Origin of the sequence: Pseudomonas capeferrum (assembly GCF_000731675.1) — a bacterium.
Lineage (GTDB): Bacteria > Pseudomonadota > Gammaproteobacteria > Pseudomonadales > Pseudomonadaceae > Aquipseudomonas > Aquipseudomonas capeferrum.
Window position 1 is genome coordinate 929,763 of record NZ_JMIT01000001.1, and the last position, 17,820, is coordinate 947,582.

General features: G+C 61.9%; 16 protein-coding genes. 13 read left to right on the forward strand and 3 right to left on the reverse strand.

Features of this window, described 5'->3' with window-relative positions:
* Positions 1-34 precede the first annotated feature (34 nt).
* From PC358_RS04100 to PC358_RS04125, 6 genes are all read left to right on the forward strand, one after another.
* On the forward strand, positions 35-1,234 hold the full coding sequence (locus PC358_RS04100; protein ID WP_033697725.1) for a benzoate/H(+) symporter BenE family transporter: 1,200 nt from the start codon (positions 35-37) through the stop codon (positions 1,232-1,234).
* Between the two features lie 53 nt (positions 1,235-1,287).
* Positions 1,288-2,538 carry an OprD family porin gene (locus PC358_RS04105; protein ID WP_033697727.1) on the forward strand — a complete coding sequence of 417 codons (1,251 nt, stop codon included), beginning with the start codon at positions 1,288-1,290 and terminating at the stop codon, positions 2,536-2,538.
* A 104-nt stretch (positions 2,539-2,642) separates the two neighbouring features.
* Positions 2,643-3,719 (forward strand): metal-dependent hydrolase, encoded by a 1,077-nt coding sequence (locus PC358_RS04110; RefSeq protein ID WP_033697728.1) that lies wholly within the window; start codon positions 2,643-2,645, stop codon positions 3,717-3,719.
* Between the two features lie 3 nt (positions 3,720-3,722).
* Entirely contained in the window at positions 3,723-4,415 is a 693-nt protein-coding gene (locus PC358_RS04115; protein WP_033697730.1) for a TraX family protein, read from the forward strand.
* Between the two features lie 190 nt (positions 4,416-4,605).
* Complete coding sequence (locus PC358_RS04120; protein ID WP_003179963.1) at positions 4,606-4,818, forward strand: cold-shock protein; 213 nt, start codon at positions 4,606-4,608, stop codon at positions 4,816-4,818.
* Between the two features lie 309 nt (positions 4,819-5,127).
* Entirely contained in the window at positions 5,128-5,352 is a 225-nt protein-coding gene (locus PC358_RS04125; RefSeq protein WP_033697731.1) for a hypothetical protein, read from the forward strand.
* A 54-nt stretch (positions 5,353-5,406) separates the two neighbouring features.
* Here the strand turns inward: PC358_RS04125 and PC358_RS04130 are convergent, their stop codons facing one another.
* Positions 5,407-6,417: an aldo/keto reductase gene (locus tag PC358_RS04130; RefSeq protein ID WP_033697733.1), complete on the reverse strand. Its 1,011-nt coding sequence runs from the start codon at positions 6,415-6,417 to the stop codon at positions 5,407-5,409.
* 276 nt (positions 6,418-6,693) lie between these two features.
* Between PC358_RS04130 and PC358_RS04135 the strand changes: the two genes are divergently transcribed.
* From PC358_RS04135 to PC358_RS04155, 7 genes are all read left to right on the forward strand, one after another.
* Positions 6,694-8,874 carry a PQQ-dependent dehydrogenase, methanol/ethanol family gene (locus PC358_RS04135; RefSeq protein WP_033697735.1) on the forward strand — a complete coding sequence of 727 codons (2,181 nt, stop codon included), beginning with the start codon at positions 6,694-6,696 and terminating at the stop codon, positions 8,872-8,874.
* A 6-nt stretch (positions 8,875-8,880) separates the two neighbouring features.
* Positions 8,881-10,314 carry an aldehyde dehydrogenase gene (aldA, locus tag PC358_RS04140; RefSeq protein WP_050506102.1) on the forward strand — a complete coding sequence of 478 codons (1,434 nt, stop codon included), beginning with the start codon at positions 8,881-8,883 and terminating at the stop codon, positions 10,312-10,314.
* 318 nt (positions 10,315-10,632) lie between these two features.
* Positions 10,633-12,030, forward strand: coding sequence for a PAAR domain-containing protein (locus PC358_RS04145; protein ID WP_033697737.1), 1,398 nt, complete (start codon positions 10,633-10,635; stop codon positions 12,028-12,030).
* Complete coding sequence (locus PC358_RS27675; protein WP_156056743.1) at positions 12,023-12,421, forward strand: hypothetical protein; 399 nt, start codon at positions 12,023-12,025, stop codon at positions 12,419-12,421. The genes PC358_RS04145 and PC358_RS27675 overlap by 8 nt, the downstream gene beginning before the upstream one ends.
* Positions 12,422-12,704: 283 nt before the next feature.
* The gene (locus PC358_RS27680; protein ID WP_156056745.1) at positions 12,705-13,103 is read left to right on the forward strand and encodes a hypothetical protein; all 399 of its coding nucleotides are present in this window, start codon (positions 12,705-12,707) and stop codon (positions 13,101-13,103) included.
* A 409-nt stretch (positions 13,104-13,512) separates the two neighbouring features.
* A complete protein-coding gene (locus PC358_RS04150) occupies positions 13,513-13,782 on the forward strand; it encodes a hypothetical protein (protein ID WP_033697739.1) in 270 nt (89 codons plus the stop codon).
* Between the two features lie 4 nt (positions 13,783-13,786).
* Entirely contained in the window at positions 13,787-14,059 is a 273-nt protein-coding gene (locus tag PC358_RS04155; RefSeq protein WP_033697742.1) for a DUF3077 domain-containing protein, read from the forward strand.
* Between the two features lie 46 nt (positions 14,060-14,105).
* Here the strand turns inward: PC358_RS04155 and PC358_RS04160 are convergent, their stop codons facing one another.
* Entirely contained in the window at positions 14,106-16,007 is a 1,902-nt protein-coding gene (locus tag PC358_RS04160) for a sigma-54-dependent Fis family transcriptional regulator (protein WP_033697744.1), read from the reverse strand.
* A 166-nt stretch (positions 16,008-16,173) separates the two neighbouring features.
* The gene (locus PC358_RS04165; RefSeq protein WP_033697746.1) at positions 16,174-17,694 is read right to left on the reverse strand and encodes an FAD-dependent oxidoreductase; all 1,521 of its coding nucleotides are present in this window, start codon (positions 17,692-17,694) and stop codon (positions 16,174-16,176) included.
* Positions 17,695-17,820 lie beyond the last annotated feature (126 nt).

A 17,820-nucleotide genomic window follows, 5' to 3' on the forward strand; every position in this document is an offset into this window, starting at 1 on the left:
CCACACACCCGCCCCAAGCCTTGCGAGAGGTACCATGAAAACCCTGTTCAAGGACAGCTCGCTGTCCGCCATCGTCGCCGGTTGCCTGGCGACGATGATTTCCTACGCCGGCCCGCTGGTGATCATCTTCCACGCCGCCGAGGCCGCGCACATGCCTCACGGCCAGCTGTCGTCCTGGGTGTGGGCCGTTTCCATGGGCAGCGGTGTGCTCGGCGCATTGCTGAGCCTGCGCTATCGGGTGCCGGTGGTGATCGCCTGGTCGATCCCGGGTTCGGCCCTGTTGGTGACTGCCTTGCCGGCACTAGGGCTGGAGCAGGCCGTGGGGGCCTACCTGGTGGCGAACCTGATCCTGCTGCTGATCGGCATCAGCGGGGCCTTCGACCGCATCATCACACGCCTGCCCGGGTCCATCGCTGCTGGCATGCAGGCGGGCATCCTGTTCAGTTTCGGCACCGAGGTGTTCCGCGCCTTGCCCGTGCAACCGCTGCTGGTACTGGCGATGTTCGTTACCTATGTGCTGATGCGCAGGGTTCAGCCGCGTTATGCGGTGGCCGCCGTATTGTGCATAGGGGCCGTCGTCACCGTGGCCAGCGGCGCGTTCCGCAGTGAGGCCCTGGTGCTGCAACTGGCCTCGCCACAGTGGGTTACCCCGCAGTTCAGCCTGGCGGCGGTGTTCAGCCTGGCGCTGCCACTGGTGCTGGTGGCCCTGACCGGGCAGTTCATGCCAGGGATGGCGGTGCTGCGTAACGCCGGGTACGCCACACCGGCCAGCCCTTTGATCGGTGCCAGCGCCATCGGCGGCGCCTTGCTGGCACCTTTCGGTTGCCACGGCCTGAACCTGGCAGCCGTCACCGCCAGCCTGTGCACCGGCCATGAGGCCCATGAAAACCCGCGCCGGCGGTATGTCGCGGCCGTCGCCGGCAGCGTGTTGTACCTGCTGTTGGGGGTTGCCGGTGCCACGTTGATGTCGCTGTTTGCTGCCTTCCCTGCGGCATTGATCGCGGCCCTTGCCGGGCTTGCCCTGTACGGGGCGATCAGCGAAGCCCTGGCGCGCAGCCTGGCCGAGCCTACGGAGCGCGATGCCGGCCTGTTCACCTTCCTGGTCACCGCCTCGGGGGTGTCTTTCCTTGGCCTGTCGGCGGCGTTCTGGGGGCTGTTGTTCGGCCTGTTGGCGCATGCGCTGCTCAGGCTGCGTCGGCCGCAAGCGAGCGAGGTATTGCGCCGTACCCCATGAGCCCCGTGTTCCCAGCGCTTTACCCATAACAACAAGATCAAGAGAGCTTCGGAATGAACCACACCCCTTGCGTTGCCATCGGCCTGACCTTGCTCAGCCAACCTGCGCTGGCCGCTGATGGCGGCTTCTTCGAAGATTCGAAAGCCAGCCTCAGCGCCCGTAATTACTACTTCAGCCGTGACTTTTCGGACATCGTCGGGGCCAATCAGCAGTCCAAGGCCGAGGAGTGGGCCCAGGGCTTCATTCTCGACTTCAAGTCGGGGTACACCCCCGGCACGGTCGGCTTTGGCGTGGATGCCCTGGGCCTGTTGGGCATCAAGCTCGACAGCAGCCCTGACCGGGTCAATACCGGCCTGCTGCCGGTGCATGGCGATGGCCGCGCCGCAGACGACTACAGCCGCCTGGCACCGACGTTCAAGGCCAGGGTGTCGAAGACCGAGCTGCGTGTTGGCGAGCTGCAACCCAACTTGCCGGTGCTGACCTTCAGCGATATCCGCCTGTTACCTCCGACTTACCAGGGGGTGAGCCTAAGCACGTCCGAGCTGCAAGGCCTGACCCTGCAGGGCGGGCATTTGCGGTCCACGCACCTGCGCAACGAAGGCGGCGACGGCAAGATGAGCGCCATGCTCGGCCATGTGCCGATGCGCCAGGCACAAAGCGATGCGTTCAACTATGTCGGGGGCGACTACGCGTTCAATGCGAACCAGAGCAGTGTCAGCCTGTGGTACGGGCAGCTGGAAGACATCTACGAACAAGGTTTTGTCGGCTTCAAGCACAGCAAACCCGTGGGGGACTGGGTGCTGAGTGCCAACCTGGGGTACTTCACCGCCCGCGAAGACGGCGACGCACTGCTCGGCACCATCGACAACCAGGCCTTCTTCTCGCTGTTCACCGCCCGGCAGGGTGGGCACAGCGTGCATGTGGGGTACCAGGGCATCTACGGCGACAGCCCGTTCCCCCGGGTATTCGCCAACATCTCACCGTTGGGTAACGAGGTCCCCACCTACGAGTTCGCGTATACCGACGAGCGCTCCTATCAGCTGCGCTACGACTACAATTTCGCCGCCATGGGCGTACCCGGGTTGACGGCAGGGGTGCGTTATATCACCGGCAACAATGTCGATACCGGGCTGGGCTATGAGGGCCGTGACCGCGAGCGGGACCTGGATATCGGCTACGCGGTGCAGAGCGGGCTGCTGAAAGGGTTGGGGATCCGGCTGCGCAATGCCATGGCCCGCTCCAACTACCGCAGTGATATCGATGAGAACCGCCTGATCCTGGTGTACACCTGGCAGTTGCTGTGAATACCCATCGCCCGGCTGTTGCCACCTTTTGTCACTGAACCGCATTTGCACCGCAGGGCTGGAGAGGGGTAGTTTTCCTGGGTCATCCACACAGGAACTCCCCCTTGGACTCATTGACCCAAGCCGTACTCGGCGCCGCCCTGCAGGGCACTGTGCTCGGCCGCATCCAGGGCCGCCGTTCGCTGCTGTATGGCGCCGCGCTGGGCACCCTGCCTGACCTGGACGTGATCATCCGCTACGCCGACCCGGTCTCGCAGATGACCTACCACCGGGGTTTCTCCCATTCCCTGTTCGTCCTCACCGGGCTGGCGCTGTTGCTGGCCTGGTGTGTCAACAGGTACTGGCCGGGCAAAGGCTACACCTTGCCGCGGCTGTTCCTGGCGTTCTGGCTGGTGCTGGTCACCCACCCGGTGCTCGATGCCTTTACCGTGTATGGCACGCAACTGTTCTGGCCGCTGTCGGTTACCCCGCAAAGCTGGGCGGCGGTATTCATCATCGACCCGGTCTATACCGTGCCGCTGCTGGCCGCAGTGGTCTACACCCTTGCCAAGGGGGTAACGGGCAAGGCCGTGAGGCTGATGACCCTGGCACTGGTCTTCAGTACCGCCTACCTGGGCTTTGGCCTGGCCGGGCGCATGCAGGCGGAGCAGCGTTTTCAGGCAGCCCTGGACCACCAAGGCATCCCGGCCAGTGACGTACGCGCCGTGCCTATCGCCTTCAACAGCCTGATCTGGCGCGTGCTGGCCAAGACCCCGGACGGGGCGTACTACGAAGGTGTCAGCAGTTGGCTCGATCAACATCCGCCGGAAATGCAGCGCCTGCCCCGCAACCTTGAACTGGCTTCGGCGCTTGCCGTTGCGCCACTGCATCAACGCCTGCGCTGGTTCACCGGTGACTGGCTGCGTTACGACGAGGTCGACGGCGCGCTGGTGGTGACCGACCTGCGCATGGGGATTCCAGGCAACTACACCTTCCGTTTCAACATGGCCCACCGCGACAGCCAGGGGCACTGGGTTGCCGATACCCCCACGGCATGGCAGGGGGCAGGGGTAGCGTCGATGTTCAACAGCCATGACCTGGCCTTGATCTGGCGGCGCATCGTCGACCAGCAACCGCCGCTGCCGCTGGCTGCCTGGACCTCCCGCTACCTGGCGCCGACGGCGGCACAGCGCGGGCACTAGGGGATGCGCTCGGCAGGGCTGGACCTGGTCAAGTGGGTGGCGATCGTGACCATGGTCGCCGACCACCTGCGCTTCATATGGCCGCGTGCCGAAGGTTTGTTCATCCTTGGCAGGTTGGCCTTCCCGCTGTTTTGCCTGGCTATCGCCGTCAATGTCGGGCGCCGGCACGGGGGGGCGCTGTCAACCGGCGTCAACCTGCGCTACCTGGGCGCGATGCTGGTGTTTTCAGTAGTGTCCGAATGGCCCTACCGTTGGCTGGACAGCGGTTCGCAAACGTTCAGTGTGATGCCGACGCTGGCCCTTGGGCTCCTGGTAGCTTTGGGCGTGCAGCAGCATCAGGTGGCAGCACGGGTACTTGGCCTGGTAGCCCTGGCGGCTGCGGCCCTGTTCAGTGAACGCCTGATGTACGGCCTGGCCGGCGTGCTGTTGCCGGCCGCCTGGCTCATGGCCCGCCGCCTGGGCGCGCTGACGTGGCTGCTGCCGTGCCTGCTGGCAATGGCGGGCAACCTGACCAACGGCTGGTTGCGCGAACATCCGCTCGCGCCGTTCACCCTGCTGACTTTGGCCGCCGCTGCCCTGGCGGTGCCGTTCGGCTGTTTGCTATTACGTCGTGATGAGTGGCGCGTGCCAGCGGTGGGGCGCTGGGGGTACCTGTTCTACCCGGTGCATTTGCTGGTGATCAATGCGCTTATTTGAAGGGGTACAGGGGCATTTTGCCGGTGAATTCGGGTACAGGATTCAGCTATTTTCGATACTGGTAAAATTGTTAGTAGCTTCTCGCCGACAAAGCGCTCAATATGTGGCTTGCAGGGGCTTGTTGTTTGACATGGCCCTCGTTGTAAATTTCACGGAAAACGCATCAAAACAGCCATCGAGGGCTCAGAGCATGTCCAACAGACAAACCGGTACAGTTAAATGGTTCAACGATGAAAAAGGCTTCGGCTTCATCACCCCACAGGGCGGTGGCGACGATCTCTTCGTTCATTTCAAAGCCATTGAATCGGACGGCTTCAAGTCGCTGAAAGAAGGCCAGACTGTCAGCTTCGTTGCCGAAAAAGGGCAAAAAGGCATGCAGGCCGCCCAAGTGCGTCCTGAGTAAGACACGTACCAGCCGGCTCAACGTTCGAACAGGCACCCGCAACCTTGCGGGTTGACCGAGGTCCTTGATCGAACGATGTGAAGCCAGGCAATTGTGTAACGTGTAAAAAAAGCTCCGTATCGAAAGATATGGGGCTTTTTTCGTTTTGGCTGGACAGTAGCCGTGGTCGCCCGATCAACAGGGATTACCTGGTAATAGTGCTAGTAGCCGTCTGCTTGCCGATGGGCGATTATTTACAGTGATCCGTGAATAGTTTGCTCCAGGCTACTGATAACAGTGACCAGTCAAACACAACAGGAGGTGCTGCTCATGCCCAAAAAAGCGCAGTCGCTGACCGCAATGTCGTTAGCACAGGTTGATCCCCAGTTTGTAGCACCGGGGGTTGGCGAGGTGGTGTTTCTGATGGGGGACGGCGGCCAAGGTGCCCCAATCATCCGCGAGGGTCAGCACGTCAGTTATGAAATCGAGCAGCGGGAAGATGGGCTGTTCTATGCGGTGAACATCGTCATCGAAGATGAGCCACCCTTGAACTAGATTAACTGCTCGATGGCTGGCCAGGGGGCTTCATAGCCCCTTGCCGATCTGCCTTCAACCGCGCGCCAGTCGTCCGCTGACAAAGTGCGCCACATCATTGAAACCTGGGGTAGATGCATGCCCCGGCGTCACCAGCGAATCGATGAACGCTTCATCCTCTGCCGTGATCTTCACCTCCAGTGCCCCGGCATAGGTGTCCCATTGCGCTTCGGTGCGGGGCCCGACAATCGCCGAACTGACCTGTTGGTTGTTGAGCACCCAGGCAATCGCAAATTCCACGATACCCACGCCCTTGGCCTCGACGTATGCCTGGATCTGGCGAGCGATGGCCAGTGACTCCTGGCGCCACTCCACTTCCATGATGCGCTTGTCCTGGCGCCCGGCACGGCTGCCGGCATCCGGTACCGAGCCAGGTGCGTACTTGCCGCTTAGCACGCCGCGGGCCAAGGGGCTGAACGGTACCACGCCCAGGCCATGGTAGGCCGCTGCGGTCAATTGCTCGGGTTCTGCCTGGCGGTTGACGATGTTGTACAGCGGCTGGCTCACTACCGGCTTGGCCACGCCCAGGCGCTCGGCCAGGTTGCAGATTTCGGCAATACGCCAGCCGCGGAAGTTGGACACGCCCCAGTAACGGATCTTGCCCTGGCGCAGCAGGTCGCCGATCGCCTGCACGGTCTCCTCCAGCGGCACCTTGTGGTCCTCGCGGTGCAGGTAGTAGATGTCCAGGTAGTCCAGGTCCATGCGCGTCAACGTGGCATCGATGGCATTGAACACATGTTTACGCGACAACCCGCTGCGGTTGGGCAGGCCGTCGGCGGGGCCAAAACCAACCTTGGAGGCGACGATCCAGTCCTGGCGATGACGTGCCACGGCTTCGCCGACAATTTCTTCCGAGCGCCCAGCGTTGTAGACATCGGCGGTGTCGATGAAGTTGATGCCCTGATCCCAGGCTTTTTCGATGATCCGCAGGGCGTCTTCGGTGCTGGTCTGCTCGCCGAACATCATGCTGCCCAAGGTAAGGGCGGAAACCTGCAGGCCACTTTGGCCGAGGGGACGGTAGATCATGCGGGTGAGTCCTTTGCAGTGGGCTGATGTGCCTGTTTTACACAGAACCAAGCGGCATTGAAAGCCTGCAGCAAGGGCTGACACACCTGTGTCACGGCCGCATCAGCTGTGCCATGGCTGCTGCAGCCACAGCCTGCAGACAAGCGCAGGCCGTTTGCGCTCGAACCGCTCTGGCATGGCTGTTTCGACGGGGCTGGGCGACGCTGGCACAACCGTTGCTCTGTCTGTTGCAGGCGCCTGCCATGGCGTCGCCATAACAAGAACGGAGAAGCCACCATGAACCGAACAGGCCCGCACCGCCGGCCCCTCCCGCACGCCCTGGGCTGCCTGGCCCTAGCCTTGGCCTGCTGCGCACCTGCCTATGCCGCCGACGTCGATGGCAAACGCATCATCGCCGCCGACCAGGAACCCGGCAACTGGATGAGCCACGGCCGCACCTACGATGAGCAACGCTTCAGCCCCCTCAAAGCCATCAACCAGGACAACGTCAATCAGCTAGGCCTGGCCTGGAGCTACAAACTCGACCTGGACCGTGGGGTGGAGGCCACGCCCATTGTGGTAGATGGGGTGATGTACACCACGGGGCCGTTTTCGGTGGTGTACGCGCTGGATGCCCGCAACGGCAAGCTGCTCTGGAAATACGACCCGCAGTCGGATCGCAACCGTGCCGGTGAGGCCTGCTGCGATGCGGTAAACCGAGGCGTGGCGGTGTGGCAGGGCAAGGTCTACGTCGGCGTATTGGACGGGCGCCTAGAGGCGATCGATGCCAAGACCGGCAAGCGGGTCTGGTCGGTGGACACCCGCAGCGACCATAAACGCAGCTACACCATCACCGGCGCGCCGCGGGTGGTCAACGGCAAGGTCATCATCGGCAATGGTGGGGCGGAGTATGGCGTGCGCGGCTATGTAACGGCCTATGACGCCGAAACCGGCAAGCAGGCCTGGCGCTTCTTCACCGTGCCAGGTGACCCCAAGCTGCCGCCGGAAGACAAGGCCATGGAAATCGCCAGCAAGACCTGGCACGGCGATGCCTTCGTCGAGTGGGGCGGTGGCGGCACGGCCTGGGACTCGTTCGCCTACGACCCGGAGTTGAACCTGCTGTACATCGGCGTCGGCAATGGCTCGATGTGGGACCCGAAATGGCGCAGCCAGGCCAAAGGCGACAACCTGTTCCTGTCGTCGATCGTCGCGGTCAATGCCGACACGGGCGAATACGCCTGGCACTACCAGACCACCCCGGGCGATGCCTGGGACTTCACCGCCACCCAGCACATGATCCTTGCCGAACTACCGATCGACGGCAAGCAACGCAAGGTGCTGATGCAGGCACCCAAGAATGGCTTTTTCTATGTGCTGGACCGCGCCACTGGCGAGCTGCTGTCGGCCAAGAACATCGTGCCGGTGAACTGGGCCAAGGGCATCGACATGAAGACCGGGCGGCCCATCCTCGACGACGAGGCGGCGGCCTACTGGAAGGACGGCAAGCGCAAGTTGGTGACCCCGGCATTCTGGGGCGCTCATGATTGGCACCCGATGTCGTACAACCCGAACACGGGGCTGGTGTACATCCCGGCGCATATCATGTCGGCCTACTACGAGCACATTCCCGACGCACCCAAGCGCAACCCGTTCAAAAGCGTGTACCAGCTCGGCCTACGCACCGGCATGATGCCCGAGGGTGCCGAAGGCCTGCTGGAGATGGCCAAGACCTGGTCCGGCAAGCTGATCGCCTGGGACCCGGTTAAACAGGCGCCAGCCTGGGAAGTGCCCTACATCACTATCTTCAACGGTGGCACCTTGAGCACCGCCGGCAACCTGGTGTTCGAAGGCAGCGCCGATGGCCGGGTGATCGCCTACGCCGCCGACACCGGCAAGAAACTCTGGGAGTCACCGGCCGCCAGTGGCGTGATGGCGGCACCGATCAGCTACTCGGTCGATGGCGAGCAGTACGTCACCTTCATGGCCGGTTGGGGCGGGGCATTCTCGACGTTTGCCGGGGCACTGTCGCTACGTGCTGGGGTACAGCCTTTCTCCCAGGTGCTGACCTACAAGCTTGGCGGTAATGCCACGTTGCGTGAGCCGGCACCGCCCGCCAACGCGCCCGAACCACCACCCCTGACCGCTGATGCCAACGCAGTGGCCGCCGGTGCTGCCCTGTACGACGGCAACTGTTCGCAGTGCCATGGTATTCATGCCGTCAGCGGCGGCGTACTGCCTGACCTGCGCAAGCTCAGCGCGGAAAAACACCAGATGTTCCTCGGCATCCTCTATGGCGGCCGCGTGCCCGATGGCATGCCGTCGTTTGCCGACAACCTCAAGCCCGAGCAGGTGGAACAGGTGCACCAGTACCTCATCAAGCGTGCCCATGACCTCAAGCGCGAGGGCAGTACCTGGCAGCAGTTCAGCGCCAAGCCGGCTGCCCAGTCGCCACTGGCCGACAACCACCCACAGGAGTGAATGACCATGACTGCAACGATCTACCAGAACTACATCGACAATGCCTTCATGCCCAGCGAGCAACTGATTGAGGTGTACAACCCGGCCAACGCACAGCTGCTGGGGCGTGTCCCGGAGTCGCCGGTGGAGCACGTGGAGCGGGCCATTGCCGCAGCGCGTCAAGCGCAAAAAGGCTGGGCGGCCAAGCCTGCCATCGAGCGCGCCGGGTATCTGCGCCAGATCGCGACAAAGGTACGCGCCAATGCCGAACGCCTGGCGCGCATCATCACCCTGGAAGGCGGCAAGGTGCCGGGGCTGGCGCAGGTCGAGGTCAACTTCACGGCCGACTACCTCGACTACATGGCTGAATGGGCGCGACGCCTGGAAGGCGAGGTGCTGACCAGCGACCGCGCCAATGAGCACATCTTCCTGATGCGCAAACCCTTGGGTGTGGTGGCTGGGATCTTGCCGTGGAACTTCCCGTTCTTTTTGATCGCCCGCAAGATGGCCCCGGCGTTGTTGGCGGGGAACACCATCGTGATCAAACCCAGTGAGGAAACGCCGATCAATTGCTATGAGTTCGCGAAGTTGGTGGCCGAGACCGACCTGCCGGCGGGTGTGTTCAACGTAGTCGGCGGCAAGGGGGCGAGCGTCGGCCATGGGCTGTCCAGCCATGCCGGCATCGACCTTGTGAGCTTTACCGGTAGCGTCGCCACCGGCGCACGGATCATGGCTGCTGCGGCGCCGAACATTACCAAGCTCAACCTTGAACTGGGCGGCAAGGCCCCGGCGATCGTGCTGGCGGACGCCGACCTGGACCTGGCGGTGAACGCCATCGTCGCCTCGCGGGTGATCAATACTGGCCAAGTGTGCAACTGCGCCGAGCGGGTGTACGTGGAACGCCAGGTGGCCGACGCCTTCGTCGACAAGGTGGCCCAGGCCATGGCGGCCACCCGTTATGGCGACCCGTCGAGCCGTGCCGACCTGGACATGGGGCCGCTGATCAACCAGGCCGGGCTCGACAAGGTGGCGCAGATGGTGCGAACGGCGGTCGGGCAGGGCGCCCAACTGGTGACCGGCGGGCAGGTGGCCGACCTGGGGGCCGGGTTCCATTACCAGCCGACTGTGCTTGCGGGCTGTGCGTCGGACATGGAGATCATGCGCAAGGAAATCTTCGGGCCGGTGTTGCCGATCCAGGTGGTCGATGACCTGGACGAGGCGATTGCCTTGGCCAACGACAGCGAGTATGGGCTGACGTCTTCGCTTTACACCCGCGACCTGAATGCAGCGCTGAAGGCCTGCCGCGAGATCGACTTTGGCGAGACCTACATCAACCGCGAGAACTTCGAGGCCATGCAGGGCTTCCACGCCGGGGCGCGCAAGTCCGGGGTCGGCGGGGCGGATGGCAAGCATGGTTTGTATGAGTACATGCGCACGCAGGTGGTGTACATCCAAGGGTAGAGGGTGGCTCTGCAGGCTTCTTCGCGGGGCAAGCCCGCTCCCACTGAACAACTGCTAACTCATCGATTTAGCGAGACGCTGTGGGAGCGGGCTTGCCCCGCGAACACCGGCGAAGCCGGTGCCAGGCACCGTGCACGGCCATTCGAGGAACAGGTGTTTTACCTGTGTGCGTGCTTTCCTGCTCAGTAGCAGATTGATCAATGGCGTATGGAGCAGTACCTGCACGCTGCTTGTAGGGTAATTCTGATTTTCGCAGGCCCAGGCTTTTGCATGTTTTTCCAGTGTTAGCTTCCAGCTTTCTACGGCCTGAGGCTATTCATGACGCGCATATCGATACATGGAAAAGGGCAAGCGCTGGATGGCGATATCACCACCACAGGCGCGGTCTGCATTGCCAGCAGTACGAACTTCCGGGGGAACAACCGACGTGCGCTGCGCTTGGGCGATGCCACGACCGAGTGCCCGAACGGCAAGAAGGTCGGTGTCATTGTAGAAGGGGTGAATGCTTTCGTCATCGGAGGTAAACCGGCTGTTGTCGATGGGGCGCTGGTCAAGTGTGATTGCCCAAACGGCAGCAACCGGGTCATCGCGCAGTCAGCCATGCACCGGGCTGGCAGCCGTCCTGCTCAGGCTGCATCGCCTGCCTCTGCCGTCAGCCATTCGGCGCCTTCATCAGGGCAGAGTCCTGCTCAAGTGTACAACGCATCTCCCGTCGGCTCATTATCGATACTTGAGCCTGGCTTCCATATTGTGCAAAGCAGCATGTCGTTCGAGCAGGTGCTTCAGAGCCTTGGCGCGACGCACAGCCCTTTGCCAGTGGCGTTATTGCAGCGCTTGAATCCTACCTTCCCAGATGGTTTCAAGGCGGGCGAGATATTTGTGCTGGGCAGCCCAAGCAGTGGGCATGCCTGCAGCGCGCTGGAAAACGAACTGATCATGGTGGCCGAAAAGACGAGGGAGTCCCTGTCGATTCTCTCCCGTGAAGAAGCTAACTTCATGATGAAGCACATCGGTGAGATTGCCGGGGTGCTCAATGGCGCCAGCCAGTCGATGGGGGTGGGCAAGGACATGCTTGAGCGTGGACTGGGGCAGGTCAAGGACACGTTGAAGGGCATTGAGGCTTTGCACCAACAGCAGTTTGTTTTGCATGGCCACTTGAACAGTGCGGAGTTCTTCGCCAAGCGCAGGGGGCTTTATGAGCAACTGAGCGCCCAGTTGCGCGTAGGTTTTCTGAACAAGACATTGAACCTCGGCAGTTACGACACGCTCCGCCGCGACCTGGGTATCTCCACCAAAAGCCTGGTGCATCATTGGACCAAGGCAGGCGTGCCGGGCCAGATACCAGGATATGCGAGCCACCTGGATGAGGTGGCCAAGATGTCGAATTACTTAAAATATGGTGGGTTTGCGGCGATTGGACTTGGTGCGGGTTCTTCTTATTTGAAAGTTCAGGCGGCGTGTCGGGCTGGAGAAACTGAGGCTTGTAAGAAAATTAGATTTACCGAGACGGGGAGCTTTTCAGGTGGGTTAACTGGCGGAATAGTCGGCGCAAAGATAGCTGGTGAGGCTGCTCGGCTAGTCTGCTCATTCGGGGTGTATGGTAAAGTTGCTTGCGGAGTCGTTCTCGTTGGCAGTGGGTCCTTTGCTTTTAGTAAGGGTGGCGAAAAGCGTGGGGAGACATCTGGAGAGGCAATCTTCGAGAGACTTTATGACTGATTTAACTACATGGCCTGCAAGCCTGCATATTGCGTTTCTTCTCGCACCATTTCTTATTGGATTGATTGGTCTGGGCATTCATTACCATATTGCCGGCTCACGTCACTTTGAAGTGCTTTGCTCGGCGTTTCAGAACAGCCCTGGTCTTATTGAGGACTTAAGGTACTGGAGCACGATATCAATTCGAACCAGGGCCATGATAGTGGCTGGTGTAACACTAGCAGCGGTTTGCCCAACGCTGGTGGTACGTCGAGGTTGGTTGAGTGCTGAAGATTGCAAAAATTGCCCAGCCTACCTCAAACGTCGGCTGCAGATTTCATTCTGGTGCACTGCAATAGCGGGCTTTTGGATTATGGCTGGGTGGGTACTTATCGAATTCGATGAGCTATAAAGAAAAACTCACGGTGGTGGGTCGCCCATGGGATAGTCGCTGTCTTAAAAGCGGCGCTTTACCTATGTGCACGCACATCGATACTGGGGAGGTACTTCATGATTGACTTATCAAATCTACCAGCTGGCGTAAAGATCGTGCTGGGGGTTGTGCCTTTTACCCTGAGTGTCGTGGGTATTGGCATGGGACTTTATGTTGCGGGTTCACGTCACTTCGGACTCTAGGGTCATCACGCTGAGTGATGCGGGGGAGCGGTTCGGGGAAGTGGGGTACGAGGAGCGCTATGATTGATTTTTCAAATGTGCCCATGGGTTTGAAAATGGCTTTTGTACTCGCACCTTTCATTATTGGGCTCGCCGGGGTGGGCATAAGTTATCATATAGCCGCTACTCGGCATTTCGATGTGCTTTGCACGGCATTTAGAAATAGCCAGGGGCTAGTGGATGACTTGAAATATTGGAGTACTATTTCGCTTGGAACAAGAACGAGAATAGTGTATGGCGTGACGTTGGCATCGGTATGGCCGAGTTTGGGCGTTCGCCAAGGCTGGTTAGATGCTGATGATTGTAAAAACTGTCCGCTCTATCTCAAGCGTCGACTGCAGGTCTCGTTTTGGTGTCTATTAATCGGTTGTTCATGGCTTTTTGTGGTCTGGGCTCTAATTGAGTCGGGCGGCTTGTAAGGCCGAAAGGGCCTCCCGTCAGCGGGTCGTTTGCCGATTACTTCGTGAATTTTGGCTGCTCATTTGGATGGCGGCCAAAGCCATGGCTGTACGACATTTCTGAACTTGAAACTAAATACTTCAGGAATGGCCTGCTTTGGAATTATCCTACGCGGGCTGCTGAAGTATCGCTGTTGTCGGGGAAACCTCTCAGGGATAACGTTTTCGGGCCGCCTAACCGGGTGGCCGGGTGTGAGAACCCGCTTCGAATTTCATGCAGCAGCACTGCTATGGCAGCTGTGCGCGGGCAGGCTTCGGCCTGGCCGGGCTTTGCATGGTTCACCGGTTTCTCACCCCGCGTACCGCTGCCACCCTCACCCCGTGAGAAGGTTGAGATGGTAGGTCTCGATAACGAACTGTGAGATCGATCATGAAAAAAATTGTTCCTGACCCACCTCGCCGCAAACCGATCACCTCCCCATTCTTCACCGTCCAATCTGACATGTACCCACCCCATGCCCTCGCGCACGTCAGCGAGTTGCTCCGCGGCGTCATCGAAACCATCGACGACCATTGCCGCGGCCACGTCGGCGAACCTGGCCTGAACATGCTGAGCAACGCCTTGCATGCCAGCGAAATCGCCCGTTCGCTGGTAGAGCATGTACACAACCGTCTCTATGGCCAACAGGCCGAGGAGTGAGCCCATGGCCGACGAACCCAAGCCCCTCACCACCGCTGGCCTGGCAACCTTCCTTGATGTGGGCAACCCATCGTTGAACTTGCTGCGTGTGCAGCCTGGCATCCCGATTGATGTTGCATACGAGCAGGTGTCGGTGCTGCTGGGCTACATCAAGCACCTGGTGCGTGAAGGCGATATGGACGATGACCACAAGTTGCTCGGCGCGGCTGACTATCTGAGTGTCCTGGCCAAGGCGCTGATGGACGATATCGAGTTAGCCAAGAACCGGTTGCACTGATCTTGCTGGCCTCTTCGCGGCTGCACCCGCGAAGGGGCAGCTACAGTCAGCCCAACTGGTTGGGCTGGACGATGCCGTACCGCTTCATCTTGCGATACAGCGTTGACCGCGAAACCCCCGCGGCCTCTGCCGCTGCGCTCATGTTCCAGCGCTCTCGCTTCAACACCTCCAGCAAATGCCGCGCCTCGGCAGCCTCGACTTGCTGCTCTAGCACCTTTGGCCGCGCAGGCGCTGCAGGGTCGGCCACTACCTCCGGCAGGTCAGCCACTTCGATCAGCCCACCTTCGGCCAGCGCGACGGCCTGACGCAACGCATTGAGCAACTGCCGCACGTTCCCCGGCCAGGCGTGCCCGAGCAAGCAGCGCCACGCTTCATCGCTCAGGCGCATACCAGCGCCCCCCGGCAGCCCTGCCAACAACCCTTCGATCAATGCGCGCCGGTCACTGCGTTCACGCAGTGCCGGCAACGTCATGCGCATCCCGCACAACCGGTAGTAGAGGTCTTCGCGAAAGCGCCTGTCGCCGATCATTGCCTGCAGGTCCTGGTGAGTTGCCGAAATCACCTGGAGGTCCAGTGCTACCGGCGCTTCGGCACCCAGCGGCACCAGCTCGCGCTCGGCAAGCACCCGCAGCAGGCGCGTTTGCAGGTGCGCCGGCATGTCGCCGATCTCGTCGAGGAACAGCGTGCCGCCATTAGCCTGCTCCAGCTTGCCTTTCATGCCCTTGCGGTTGGCCCCGGTGAAGCTGCCGGCACGGTAGCCGAACAGTTCACTTTCGATCAGTGATTCGGGTATCGCCGCACAGTTGAGCGCCACAAACGGTTTGGCATGGCGCTGGCTAGCCTGGTGCAAGGCACGGGCGAATGCCTCTTTGCCGGTGCCGGTTTCGCCGTTCAGAAGAATCGCGATGTCTCGGTCCAGCACCTTGCGCAGGCGTTTCACGCCTTGTTGCAGCTGTGTGTCCTGGCCTGCCAGTTGCTCAAGCGTGGGGTGTGCAGTGCGGGTGGGCGCGGGCCGCGCAGAAGGCGCTTGGCGGTAACCGGCCGGTACGCGCAGGCCCACATCCAGCAGGTGCGCTTGTTCATGACCGCGCAGTTGAGTGCCACGTGCACCGCCGCGCGTCAGGTCCAGCAACTGGTCGATGGTGGCAGGCAGCAGTTGCTCGATGGCCACGCCCAACAGCTTGCCGGTATGCGCCAGGAACGCTGCCCGATTGGCGCCGATCACCCGGCCGCTTTCGTCCAGTGCCAGCAGTTGCTCAGCGGCCAGGTCGCAGAAGTCGTCGCGTGGTTTGATGGCCAAGGTCAGGCGGTCGCGGTAGCGCTGGCGGAAATGGCTGTTCTCGATCAACCGGGCGTACAGGGTCACCAGCTGCAAGGTCAGGTGCTGGGCTTGCTTGGGGCCGTCGTTGTACAGGCAGGTCGCGTTGAGGCAGCCGAGCAGTTGGTTGTGGGCATCGAAGATCGGTGATACCGAGCAACTGAGCCGAGCATTGGCCGCAAGGAAGTGCTCCTGACGATGGATGGTCAGTGCCTGCTGAGAGGCCAAGGCGGTGCCGATGCCGTTGGTGCCGGCAATCGACTCGTCCCACCGCGCGCCGACGATCAGCCCGGAACGGGTGTAGCGCTGTGGGTCGGCGGGCAGGCGGGCAGCCAGCGTGATGCCGTCGGCGTCACTGAGCAGCACGGCGAAACCGGCGTCCACCACGCGCTTGGCCAGGCCACTGACGCCCTGGCTGGCGATGGCCAGGTAGGCCTCGTGCTGGGCTTGGTGCTGGCGGATTTCAGCGGCGCTGAGGATGTTGTCGACGTGGCGCAGGGTGGGGTCCAGGTGGTGCTGATTGATGCTGCGGTACCAGGATTCAGCGACCACCGGTTCTGGCGTCAGGCCACGTTCGGCAAAGTGGCAGTCGACGAAGGCGGCCAGTTCACTGGCGCGGGGTTTGGCCATGGGCGCTCTACCAAGTTCTTGTTATTTGAGTTGGGGAAACCATAGCTGATTTTGGGTTTGGGAGTTGCTTGTCTTTAGCTTTGCAGGGGGGCGGATATCGAGCGCCGCCCGCGCGGCGCTCGATATCCGCCCCCCCGAAGAACCCAAGCAAAAAAGCAGGCGTGTTTCAGCCGATCAGCTTGAGTGCCTCATCCAGACCCAGCGGCCGCTTCATCCGCTGCGACAGCTGCGCCATGGCATCCGAATACCCCTTGGCCACCACCGCTTCAACCTGCTCCGCGACACACTGCAAGGCAATGAAGTCACCTTTCTCCGGCTCGCCGACGAACTCGATTCGGTCCCAGTCCCGGGCATGCCCCAGCACTTCATAGGTGCGCCCATGCTGATAGGTCCAGAAAAACGGCACATCCGCGTAACGACGCTGCTCGCCCAGCATGTTGGCCGCGGCGATTACGCCATGCTGCTGGGCCAGGCGCCAGTGTTCGATGCGCACCGGGCGGCCAGCGAGGGGGAAGGTGGCGATGTCGCCGGCGGCCCATAGGCGGTCGGCGGCATGCAGTTCGGCGTCGACCCGCAACGAACGATCCTCGGCCAGTTCCACGCCCTGCACGAACGCAGTGGCCGGTGCGACACCGGTACCCAGCAACACCAACGACGTCGTCAGCTTCTCGCCATTGGCCAGCAGCACGGCGTCGACCCGTTCTTCACCGAGGAAGCGCTCGACCTCGGTCGGGCCGTGGAACACCACGCCCTTGCGCTCATGCAGCGCGCGTATGCTGCGCCCGATACGCTCACCTAACTGTTTGCTCAAGGGCACCGCGTGGCGGCTGACCACATGCACCTGCGCGCCATACTTGCGCAAGGCCGAGGCCGCCTCCAGGCCGATGAACCCGTCGCCGACGATCACCACAGGCTGCCCCGGCTCGGCGGCATCCAGCAGGCGTGCTGCATCTTCGCGTGAGCGCAGGGTCATGACCCCTGCCAGGTCGACACCGGGCAGATCGGGGCGTTGCGGTTTGCCGCCAGTGGCCAGCAAGGCGGCGTCATAGTCGATGCGGTGGCCGTCGCTGAGGGTGATTTGGCGCTTTTTCACGTCCAGTGTGCGCACCTTGCCCAAGCACCGCTCCAACTGGCCCGCGCGCAACTGGCCAGCCTCCAGCAGCGCCGGGACTTCATCGGGCGGCATCTCCCCGGCGATGACGAATTTGCTCAGCGCAGTGCGGTCGTAGGCGGGCTGGCGTTCATGGTCAAGCCAGACCAGACGCCCGCCGAAGCCATGGGCCAGCAGCGTGGCCACCGCCGCCGAGCCTGCGGCCCCGGCACCGATGACGACGAAGCAGCGCGCGTCACTGTGGCGTGGTGGCTCGGCCTTTGGCAGCGGCTGGTCATCGACCCAGACTTCACCGTCCTTGACCCACGCCCGGTAGCGGCGCAGGTCGGCCAGTGCCGGCGGTTCGCACACCGCGCCTTCGTCCACGGCAAACGCCGCCTTGTGCCACGGGCAGACCAGCAAGCCTGCGCAGATCACGCCTTCTTCCAGCGGGGCGCCGGCATGGGGGCAGTTGGCCTGGTAGGCCTGCACCAGGTCGCCCTGGCGGATGAGGATGAGTTCTTCGTTGCCGGCCTGCACACGCAGAGGGCGGTGGGGGTCGAGCTGATCGAGGCGGGCCACGGTGTGCTGGGTCATGAGGCTTCTCCAAAGGGGGCCTTTGGAACCATTTGACGCCTGTGCCGTTGAGATGCTGACCCGAGCCGACGATCGGGGCATTATTCTGAAGCACCGTGTGGGGGCGGGTTTGCCGGCTCCCACACG